This window comes from Macromonas bipunctata, from assembly GCF_002837135.1.
Taxonomy (GTDB): domain Bacteria; phylum Pseudomonadota; class Gammaproteobacteria; order Burkholderiales; family Burkholderiaceae_C; genus Macromonas_A; species Macromonas_A bipunctata.
In genome coordinates, this window is sequence record NZ_NWBQ01000014.1 from 44,645 (window position 1) to 54,063 (window position 9,419).

Consider the following 9,419-nt stretch of genomic DNA (forward strand, 5'->3'; position numbering starts at 1 on the left):
GCGCGCTTTAACCCCGCAGGTGCAGTTGGCTGGCCGACAGGCCCAAGGTGGCCACCACGGTTTGGATGCCCAGCAGCAGGTTGTCGTTGTGTACCCAGGGGGCGTACACCGTGACGTAGTGCAGCGGCGTGCCCGCTTGCTGGCATTGGGCTTTGAGTTGGTGCAGCGTGTCGGAAAACGCGGTGGTGCAGGGCAGGGCTTGCAGCACAAGGGCGACGTTGTGCGCCAAGTAGATGTGGTCGGGCACGATGGTGCGCACGGGTGTGGTGAGCGGCAGGCCCTCGGCCACCAGCAGGTTGTAGAGCACGCGCGGCACGTGTGCGGGCTGTGGGCTGGCCACTTGGGCGGTGAAGGCGGCCAGATCGGCTTGGCTGGCGCTGCCCAGCGGTTGCGAGAGGATGAGCGCGTCGGGGTCGTCGATCAGCTCGAAGACGCGAAAGCCCGTGTCCAGCGCGGGCGCTGCATCGGTGGGCAACAGCCCGCCTTGGGCCTGTGCTTTGGCGGCTTGTTCGGCTTGCAATTTGGCCCCGGCGCGGCGCAGGCGCTCGGCGGTGATTTCGAAAATGGTGGCTTCGGGCTGGCCCAAAGTCTCGGTGACGAAGCTGTGGGCTTCTTTTTGCTTTTTGGGGTCGATGGCTTGCGGAATTTGCACCAAGATGAATTGGCGCTGGCCCCCGTCTTCGGCGTTGAGGCGCATCACCGCCTCGCCGGTGGTGCCGCTGCCGGCGAAGAAGTCAAGAATCAGGTCATCACGTGTGGTAGTGAGCTGAATCAGTTCTGACAGTACGTCGGTGTTTTTGGGAAACGGAAAGCAACCTTTTCCAACCAGTGCCTCCACTTCCAGAGTGGCCGACCTGCCGTCACGGTAAAACACCGAGGCGTAAGGTTCGCTGTCTATCTCGGCCAAGTAGCTCTTGCGTGTGGGAATGGTGGTCTCATCCGGGCCGAAATGGATCCGGGGCGGTTGCTCAGACAACGCCCAGCGGGTTTTTTCCTCGTCCCAACGCCAGCCGGTGGACGGCTTTTTGCAGGGTCGGCCCGTAACCGGGTGCAGAATGTCGTGCCGGGGCCGTGAGGCCCGGCCATCGTCCGGCCCTGCAAAATTATCAGCAAAGTACAGGCCCCGGTCGTCTGACCAGGTGTAGTGCTTGTGTGCCTTGCGCGGGTCGTTGGCGGGTAACGACTTGTACCAAGCCATCATGGCACTGCGTATGGCTTCGTGGTTGCCGGACAGTTCTGCCTTCAGTTCTGTGTATTTGGCCAGCACCGCATCGGCTCCGTCTTTGTGCCTGCGCCACACGCCATTTTCCAGCACGGTGGCTTTGTTGTTCACGTAACACAAGACGTATTCGTGAACCACGGACACCAGTTTGGAGTCGCCTTTTTTAGAGCGTTGCCACACGATGTTGGCGACAAAATTTTCTTCCCCAAACACCTCATCACACAACAATTTCAACTGCGCCTGCTCGTTATCGTCGATGGAAATGAATATCACACCATCGTCGCGCAGCAAATCTTTGGCCAGCAGCAGGCGCGGGTACATAAAGCTCAGCCAGCCGCTGTGCGTGCGGGCACCGTAAATGTTTTTGATGTAGTCGATGTTGTCGGCGTTGTAACCCAGTTGCGCCAGCACTTCGCTTTGTTTGGCGCTGAAATCGTCGCGGTAAATAAAAGCGTCGCTTTGCGTGTTGTAGGGCGGGTCGATGTAAATCAGCTTGACTTGGCCAAAATAGTTTTGCCGCAGCAGGCGCAATGCGTCCAGGTTGTCGCCCTTGATGAGCAGGTTGCCCGTTGCGTCCCAGTGTTGGCTGTGGTCGGGCAAGGGGTTGAGGATTTTTTGCACCGGCACAAACGCGCTGTGGTACGCCTCGCGCTTGCCCACCCAGCGCAGCTCGTAGCCGTCTTCTTCCACCCGGATGCCCGCCGGGTTGGCGGGGTCCAACGCCAGTTGCAGCGCCTGCGGGTTGATGCGGATGCGGCCATCGCTGTCGGTTTCCACCGCTTGCGGAAACAGCGCACGCAGTTGCTCCAACTTGGTGGCGGCGGGGCTGGGGGCGTTAAAAATGGGCTGTTGGGGCATGGCGGAAGGATGGGGGTTGAGCACAGGGTTTATTGCAGGGTGGGTCGGTACAGCAAGCCCAGCTCATCGGCCAAGGTCGCTAGGCGCTTGTCCAGTGTCCAGAGTTGCGTACGTTCACCCAGTAGCGCAGAGGTAAGCAGGTGCATGTCCACAAAGCCACAACCGCGACCGTAAAGCTGGCGGTTGTCCAACAATGCCATGACCTCTTGTCCGGTGGCTACTGGGGCGTGTTCAAGTTCTTGCAGCAACTTTACGGCTGTGTGCCGGTTGGGTGGTGTGCCGCAAGCCACTTCCAGGACCACGTAGGGATGGCAAATGACCAACCCTGTTTCCAGCAGTACCACGAGTTGGTGGTTACGCTGTTTGAAATGTCCTACCCAAACCGAAGTATCGACCAGCACGTTCACGGTTGACCCGTTTCTTCGCGGCGGCGAGGTGCCAACTCAATTTCAGGCGCTTGACCACCCAGCGCCGCCAGTCGGCGTGCGGTTTGCTGTTGAATGAACGCTTTGACACATTCTCGAATGAGTTCGGACTTTTCCAAGTTAGGTGGAGCCAGTGACATGGCTTTGTGGAAAAGTTGGTCGTCAATCGTCAAAGTGGTACGCATGGCCAAGTGGTTTGGATGTTGATTTCTGCATCATTGTGCATCAAAATCGGTGTCGGTGTGGCATCAGGCGGGATGGTGATGGCCCATGCCAGCGGCTTCGCCGAGCACGCGCGCGGCCCATTGGTTCAGGCTGGTGCCAGCGGCGTGTGCAGCTGTCAGCGCGGCGCTGTGTACTTCGGGGGAAACGCGCAACATCAGTTTGCCGCTGGCGGGTTTGAGGGGGGCAACACCCTTGCGAGCGCATTCTTCCAGGTAAAAATCCACCGCGTGGCAGAAATCTTGGCGCAGTTCAGCCACCGTTTGGCCTTCAAAGGTAATGCTGATTTGGTCGGGCAGGCCCAGCACCTTGCCCCAAAAAATGCCGTCATCGGCATCGAATTCGACACGGGCTGTCAGCCCTTTGTGCGTCAGTGTGCTGTTCATGGCTTCACTCCTACCGCCTGCAACCAGGCGCGTATTTCGTTGATCTGGTACCGTTTGGCCTCTTTGCCCGGATGCGGGCGATGGGCGTGTTTTACCAGTTTACGCGGAAAGCCTCGCCGTTCACGGCGGGGATGGACAGCGCGGACGGCGCAGCCGTCCTGTTGGCTTGAATTATCGTTCAGCAACGTAGAATGAATCCTGTGCAACGCCTCCAGTCCTTCCAATATAAACTGCGCCCCAACGGCCAGCAAGCGTATCAGATGCGCTGCTTTGCTGGTGCGTGCCGCTTCGTGTTCAACAAGGCACTGGCGTTGCAGCAGGAACGACGCGCCGCCGGTGAAAAGCGATTCACCTACGTCCAGTTGAGCAAGGAACTCACTGGCTGGAAAAAGCAACCGGAACTGCTTTGGCTTAACGACGCGCCCAGCCAGCCGTTGCAACAAGCCCTGAAAAATCTGGAACGCGCCTACACCAACTTCTTTGAGAAGCGCGCGGCCTTTCCCCGTTTCAAGAAAAAGGGCCAGTCCGAGAGCTTTCGTTACCCACAAGGATTCCAGCTCGATCAGGCCAATGGCCGTATCTTCCTGCCCAAACTGGGCTGGATGCGCTTGCGCCTGTCGCGCCCGGTACTGGGCACGGTTAAGAACGTGACTGTTCGCCTACGTGCGGGCAAGTGGTTTGTCAGCATCCAGACTGAACGCGAAGTAGAGCAGCCCATACCGCAGGCCACCAGCGCCATTGGCATCGACATGGGCATTGCGCGCTTTGCCACCTTCAGCGACGGCGACTTCCTCGAACCGCTCAACAGTTTCAAGCGCCACCAAGTGCGGCTGGCCCGCTACCAGCGGCGCATGAGCCGCAAGGTCAAATTCAGCAACAACTGGAAAAAGGAAAAAGCCAAAGTCCAAAAAATCCATACTCGGATTGCCCACTGCCGCAACGACTTCCTGCACAAAGCCACGACAGCGATCAGCCAACACCACGCGCTCGTCTGCATCGAGGACTTGCAGGTCGGCAACATGTCCAAGTCGGCAAAGGGCAGCAAAGACAAGCCCGGAAAAAACGTCAAAGCTAAGGCTGGCCTGAACCGCTCGATCATGGATCAGGGTTGGTACGAGTTTCGTCGCCAACTGACGTACAAGCTGGAGTGGTCGGGCGGGATGCTGGTGGCCGTGCCACCGCACTACACCAGCCAAACCTGCCCGTGTTGCGGGCACATCTCGCCGGACAACCGGCGCACGCAAGCTCAGTTTTTGTGCGTGCAATGTGGCTACCAAAACCACGCCGATGTGGTCGGGGCCATGAACATTTTAGAGCGCGGACTGCGCTTGTTAGCCTGTGGAGAGGATGTCAGACGCGCCAAGGTCGCAAGACCGAAGCGCGCAGCCTCGGCGAAGCAGGAACCCACCGAGGCGACCCGCATCCAGCATGATGTTGGCGCGGGCGCGGTAGGAGTCCCCGTCCTTTAGGACGGGGAGGATGTCAAACCCCCATGCAGGTGCATGGCAACGCGCGAGCCTGCGCCTTCCACCACCTCGCCACCCAAGGCCAACACCAGCGATTCCACATCCGAAAACTTGATGTTGCCTTGCGTGGGCTTGCTGAAGATCGCTTCCAGCGTTTTGCGATGCTTGCTGTTCATGCAAGCTATTGTAGTGGGTTCGCCAACGGCTGCCCCAAGTGCCGCAGCACGTCGCGCACCATCTGGGCGCGGTCTTTGGCTTCGGGCAGGGCGCGTTCGATGCGCAACTTGTCGTTGCCCGCCAGTTTGATGTCGCGGTTTTTTTGCACCAGTTCAATGATGCGCATTGGGTCGATGGGCGGGTTGGGGCGGAAGGTGATGAGGATCACGCCCGGCGTGGCATCGATTTTTTGCACACCGTAGGGTTGGCTGAGCACGCGCAGGCGGTGGACATCGAGCAGGGTTTGCGCTTGTGTGGGCAGTTTGCCAAAGCGGTCCACCAATTCTTCCAATAGACGGTCGATGTGGTCGCTGGTCTTGGCGGTGGCCAGTTTTTTGTAGAAGCTCAGGCGCAGATGCACATCGCCGCAGTAGTCGTCGGGCAACAGCGCCGGGGCGTGCAGGTTGATGTCGGTGGTGACGTTGACCGGGTTGAGCAAGTCGGGTTCGCGCCCGGCCTTGAGGCTGGCCACGGCCTCGGCCAGCATTTCGTTGTAGAGCTGGAAGCCCACTTCCAGCATGTTGCCGCTTTGGCTTTCGCCCAGCACCTCGCCCGCGCCCCGGATTTCCAGATCGTGCATGGCCAGGTAGAAGCCGCTGCCCAGTTCTTCCATTTGCTGGATGGCATCGAGCCGCTGTTGTGCCTGTTTGGTCAGGCCATCGATGTCGGGCACCAGCAAGTAGGCGTAGGCTTGGTGGTGGCTGCGGCCCACACGGCCACGCAACTGGTGCAGTTGGGCCAGCCCGAACTTGTCGGCTCGGCTCATGATGATGGTGTTGGCCGTGGGCACGTCAATGCCGGTCTCGATGATGGTGGAGCACAGCAGCAGGTTGAAGCGTTGTGCCACAAAGTCGCGCATCACGCGTTCCAGTTCGCGTTCGGGCATCTGGCCGTGTGCGATGGCAATGCGCGCTTCGGGCAGGATTTCCTCCAACTTTTGCCGCCGGTTTTCGATGGTGTCCACCTCGTTGTGCAAAAAGTACACCTGCCCGCCGCGTTTGAGTTCGCGCAGCACGGCTTCGCGGATCACGCCGTGGCCCTCGTTGCGGACAAAGGTTTTGATGGCCAAACGGCGTTGCGGGGCGGTGGCAATGACGCTCAGGTCACGCAGGCCCTCCAGCGCCATGCCCAGTGTGCGCGGGATGGGGGTGGCGGTGAGCGTGAGCACATCCACCTCGGCGCGCAAGGCCTTCATCGCCTCTTTGTGGCGCACGCCAAAGCGGTGTTCTTCGTCGATGATGAGCAGGCCCAGGTTCTTGAACTGGGTTTTCTCGCTCAACAGCTTGTGGGTGCCCACCACGATGTCGATGCTGCCGTCGGCCACACCTTTGAGGGCAGCGTTGATTTCTTTGGTGGTGCGAAAGCGGCTCATTTCGGCAATGCGCACGGGCCACTTGGCAAAGCGGTCCACCAGCGTTTGGTAGTGCTGTTCGGCCAGCAGCGTGGTGGGGGCCAAAAACGCCACTTGCTTGCCGCCGGTCACGGCCACAAAGGCGGCGCGCAGCGCGACTTCGGTTTTGCCAAAGCCCACGTCGCCGCAGACCAGCCGATCCATCGGGCGCGGGCTGACCATGTCCTGAATCACGGCGTGGATGGCGGCGTTTTGGTCGGCGGTTTCTTCAAAGCCAAAGTCGTTGGCAAAGGCTTCGTAGTCGTGCGCGTCAAAGCGGAAGGCAAAGCCCTCGCGTGCGGCGCGGCGGGCGTAGATGTTGAGCAGTTCGGCGGCGGCATCGCGCACCTGTTCGGCGGCCTTGCGCCGGGCTTTGTCCCACTGGCCGCTGCCCAGCTTGTGCAAGGGGGCTTCGTCGGCGCTCACGCCGGTGTAGCGGCTGATGAGGTGCAACTGGCTCACTGGCACGTACAGCACGGCGTTTTGGGCGTATTCCAGGTGCAGGAATTCCAGCAGCGCGGGCGTGCCATCGGGCAGTTGGTCGCCCATGTCCATGTGGATCAGCCCTCGGTAGCGGCCAATACCGTGCTGGCTGTGGACGACGGGGTCGCCCACGTTGAGCTCGCTCAGGTCTTTGATGAGGGCTTCGACATCGCTGACCTGTTCTTGCTTTTTGCGCCGGCGTGTGGTGGGGCCAGCGGCAAACAATTCGGTTTCGGTGATGAAGTCGATGCCGTGTTGCGTCCACGCAAAGCCGTTGGCCAGCGCGGCGGTGGCAATGCCCACTTTTTCGGTGCTGGTTTGGAATTCGGCCAGCGTGTCGAACGCGGGCGCGCTGACACCGCTGGCGCGCAGAAAGTCCAGCAGGCTTTCGCGGCGGCCAGCGCTTTCGGCCAGCAGCAGCACGCGGTGGTGGGTGCCGCGCAAATGGGCGTGCAGTTTGGCCAGTGGTTCGTCGGTGCCGCGTTGGGCCGCCACATCGGGCAGGGCTTGCACCCAGGCGCTGTGTTCCACGTCTTGCACGTCGGGGCGCAGCGCCAGTTGGGCGTGGGCTTTGGCGCTGGCGTAAAAGGTCTCGGCGTTGAGGAACAGGGTCTCGGGCGGCAGCGGTGGGCGTTCGGGGTCGCCACGCAGCAGACGGTAGCGTTCTTGCGTGTCTTGCCAAAAGCGTTGGAACGCGGGTTCCAAATCGCCGTGCAACACTAAGGTGGCATCGGTGCCCAGGTAGTCGAACACGGTGGCGGTTTGTTCGAAAAACAGCGGCAGGTAGTACTCAATGCCCGCTGTGGCCACGCCGCTGCCCATGTCCTTGTAGATGCGGCTTTTGGTGGGGTCGCCGTCCAGCAGTTCGCGCCAGCGCGCACGGAACAGCGCACGCGCTTCGTCGTTCATCGGGAATTCGCGCCCCGGCAACAGGCGCACCTCGGGCACGGGGTACAGGCTGCGTTGGCTGTCGGGGTCGAAAGTGCGGATGGAGTCGATCTCGTCGTCGAACAGATCGACCCGGTACGGCATGGGCGCACCCATCGGGAACAGGTCGATCAGGCTGCCGCGCACAGCGTATTCGCCGGGGCTGACGACTTGCGTCACGTGCTGGTAGCCCGCCAGCGTCAATTGGGCCTTGAAGCGGGCCTCGTCCAGCTTTTGCCCGGTCTTGAAATGGAAGGTGTATCCGGCCAGAAACGAGGGCGGGGCCAACCGGTACAGCGCGGTGGTGGCGGGCACGATGACCACATCGGCCCCATCCTCGGCCTTGCGCTGCTGGATGCGCCACAGCGTGGCCAGCCGTTCGCTGATCAAGTCTTGGTGTGGCGAAAAACTGTCGTAGGGCAGGGTTTCCCAGTCCGGGAACAAGGCACAGCGCAAGTCTGGCGCAAAAAACGGCAATTCGTCCAGCAGGCGCTGCGCGTCGTTGGCATCGGCTGTGACGATGGCCACCGGGCGGCCAGCGGTTTTCTCGCGTTGGCCGAGTTGGGCCAGCCACAGGGCATCGGCAGAACCCAAGGGGCGGGGCAGGCTGAAGCGTTTACCGGGGGTGAGTTTGGGCAAGTCCATGCGGACAGATTTTAGAATCCTGTCCAACATGTCCGCTTTTTCTTCCTCTTCTGCGCCCGCTGGGGCCGCCACCGCCCCCGACGCTGCACGCTGCTGGGCCTTGATTCCCTGCGCGGGCAGTGGCAGCCGCGCCGGTTTGTCCACCCCCAAACAATACGAGGTGTTGGCGGGCCAGCGTTTGATCGACCACACGGTGGACGCTTTTTTGCGTGCCCCCCACATCACGGGTGTGGTGGTGGTGGTGGCACCAGACGACGGGGCCTATACGCCCACGCATGAACGGGTGCAGGTGTGGCCGGTCGGGGGGGCTACGCGCGCCCACAGCGTGTTCAACGGCTTGGTGGCGTTGCAAGCAGCGGGGGCCAAGCCCGACGATTGGGTGCTGGTACACGATGCAGCCCGCTGCTTGGTGACTCCCGAACAAATCGACGCTTTGGTTCAAGCGTGCTGGCCCGATGCCGTGGGGGGCTTGCTGGCCTTGCCTTTGCCCGATACCTTGAAAGTGGCGGGGGGAGCGCCAGCACAGTCCCGTGTGGTAGACACGGTGAACCGCAGCGACAAATGGCTGGCCCAGACACCGCAAATGTTCCGTGTGGTCGATCTGCATCGGGCCTTGGCTCAAGCACAAGCGGGTGATTTTGTCGGGATTACCGACGAAGCCAGTGCCATCGAAGCCCTAGGTTTGCAACCCTTGCTGGTGCGTGGCAGTGCCCAAAATTTCAAAGTAACGTACCCTGAAGATTTTGCACTGGCCCAAGCGGTGCTGCTGCAACGGCAGGTTCAGGCTTGAGGGTGGCACTTATGGGCTACGAGCTCGTTTGCTGGTGGGCCACTGCTGGGGTGGGTAAAGCTGACTGAGAGGAGGGGTATAACGTGCAGCTTAACCGGCGCGCCGCTTGCGGCGCGTCCGGGTTGAAGCGTTGGTTAGGACGGTCAGCGTTTCTTTCATTTAAGACGCGTAGCCCTTACCGCTTTTCCGTTCCTGCTGTTGATCATCCGGCTTTGGCTTTGTTGCACAAACACCCCGGAAGCAGGTAACCTTGGGCCATGAGTGAAGCCAGCGCCACCAGTAAGACCCGCTACCAGACACGCAACTGGGCCGAGTACAACGCCGCGCTCAAGGCGCGAGGCTCGCTGACCCTGTGGCTCGACCGCGACATGCAGTGGCTGGCCGCACCC

General features: G+C 61.0%; 8 protein-coding genes and 1 pseudogene. 3 read left to right on the forward strand and 6 right to left on the reverse strand.

The window, feature by feature from the left end; translation table 11 throughout:
• Nucleotides 1-7: 7 nt before the first annotated feature.
• The 4 genes from CON76_RS02260 to CON76_RS02275 form a co-directional block, all read right to left on the reverse strand.
• A complete protein-coding gene (locus CON76_RS02260) occupies nt 8-2,080 on the reverse strand; it encodes a site-specific DNA-methyltransferase (RefSeq protein WP_101101679.1) in 2,073 nt (690 codons plus the stop codon).
• 29 nt (nt 2,081-2,109) lie between these two features.
• Complete coding sequence (locus CON76_RS02265) at nt 2,110-2,487, reverse strand: type II toxin-antitoxin system VapC family toxin (RefSeq protein WP_101101681.1); 378 nt, start codon at nt 2,485-2,487, stop codon at nt 2,110-2,112.
• Nucleotides 2,484-2,690: a type II toxin-antitoxin system VapB family antitoxin gene (locus CON76_RS02270; RefSeq protein WP_101101692.1), complete on the reverse strand. Its 207-nt coding sequence runs from the start codon at nt 2,688-2,690 to the stop codon at nt 2,484-2,486. Before CON76_RS02270 ends, CON76_RS02265 begins: the two co-directional genes overlap by 4 nt.
• Before the next feature lie 63 nt (nt 2,691-2,753).
• Nucleotides 2,754-3,113, reverse strand: a complete 360-nt coding sequence (locus CON76_RS02275; RefSeq protein WP_101101683.1) for a type II toxin-antitoxin system HicB family antitoxin — start codon at nt 3,111-3,113, stop codon at nt 2,754-2,756.
• 200 nt (nt 3,114-3,313) lie between these two features.
• Between CON76_RS02275 and CON76_RS02285 the strand changes: the two genes are divergently transcribed.
• Nucleotides 3,314-4,582 (forward strand): RNA-guided endonuclease InsQ/TnpB family protein, encoded by a 1,269-nt coding sequence (locus CON76_RS02285; RefSeq protein ID WP_101101694.1) that lies wholly within the window; start codon nt 3,314-3,316, stop codon nt 4,580-4,582.
• Here CON76_RS02285 and CON76_RS13015 read toward each other — a convergent pair.
• Together CON76_RS13015 and mfd are read right to left on the reverse strand one after the other, a co-directional pair.
• Nucleotides 4,579-4,755, reverse strand: coding sequence for a hypothetical protein (locus CON76_RS13015; RefSeq protein WP_169928962.1), 177 nt, complete (start codon nt 4,753-4,755; stop codon nt 4,579-4,581). The genes CON76_RS02285 and CON76_RS13015 overlap by 4 nt on opposite strands.
• A gap of 5 nt (nt 4,756-4,760) precedes the next feature.
• A complete protein-coding gene (gene mfd, locus CON76_RS02290; RefSeq protein ID WP_101101685.1) occupies nt 4,761-8,240 on the reverse strand; it encodes a transcription-repair coupling factor in 3,480 nt (1,159 codons plus the stop codon).
• 28 nt (nt 8,241-8,268) lie between these two features.
• Between mfd and ispD the strand changes: the two genes are divergently transcribed.
• Together ispD and CON76_RS02300 are read left to right on the forward strand one after the other, a co-directional pair.
• Nucleotides 8,269-9,030 (forward strand): 2-C-methyl-D-erythritol 4-phosphate cytidylyltransferase, encoded by a 762-nt coding sequence (ispD, locus tag CON76_RS02295; RefSeq protein ID WP_101101687.1) that lies wholly within the window; start codon nt 8,269-8,271, stop codon nt 9,028-9,030.
• 257 nt (nt 9,031-9,287) lie between these two features.
• A pseudogene (locus CON76_RS02300) lies at nt 9,288-9,419 on the forward strand (IS5/IS1182 family transposase); the annotation flags it as partial.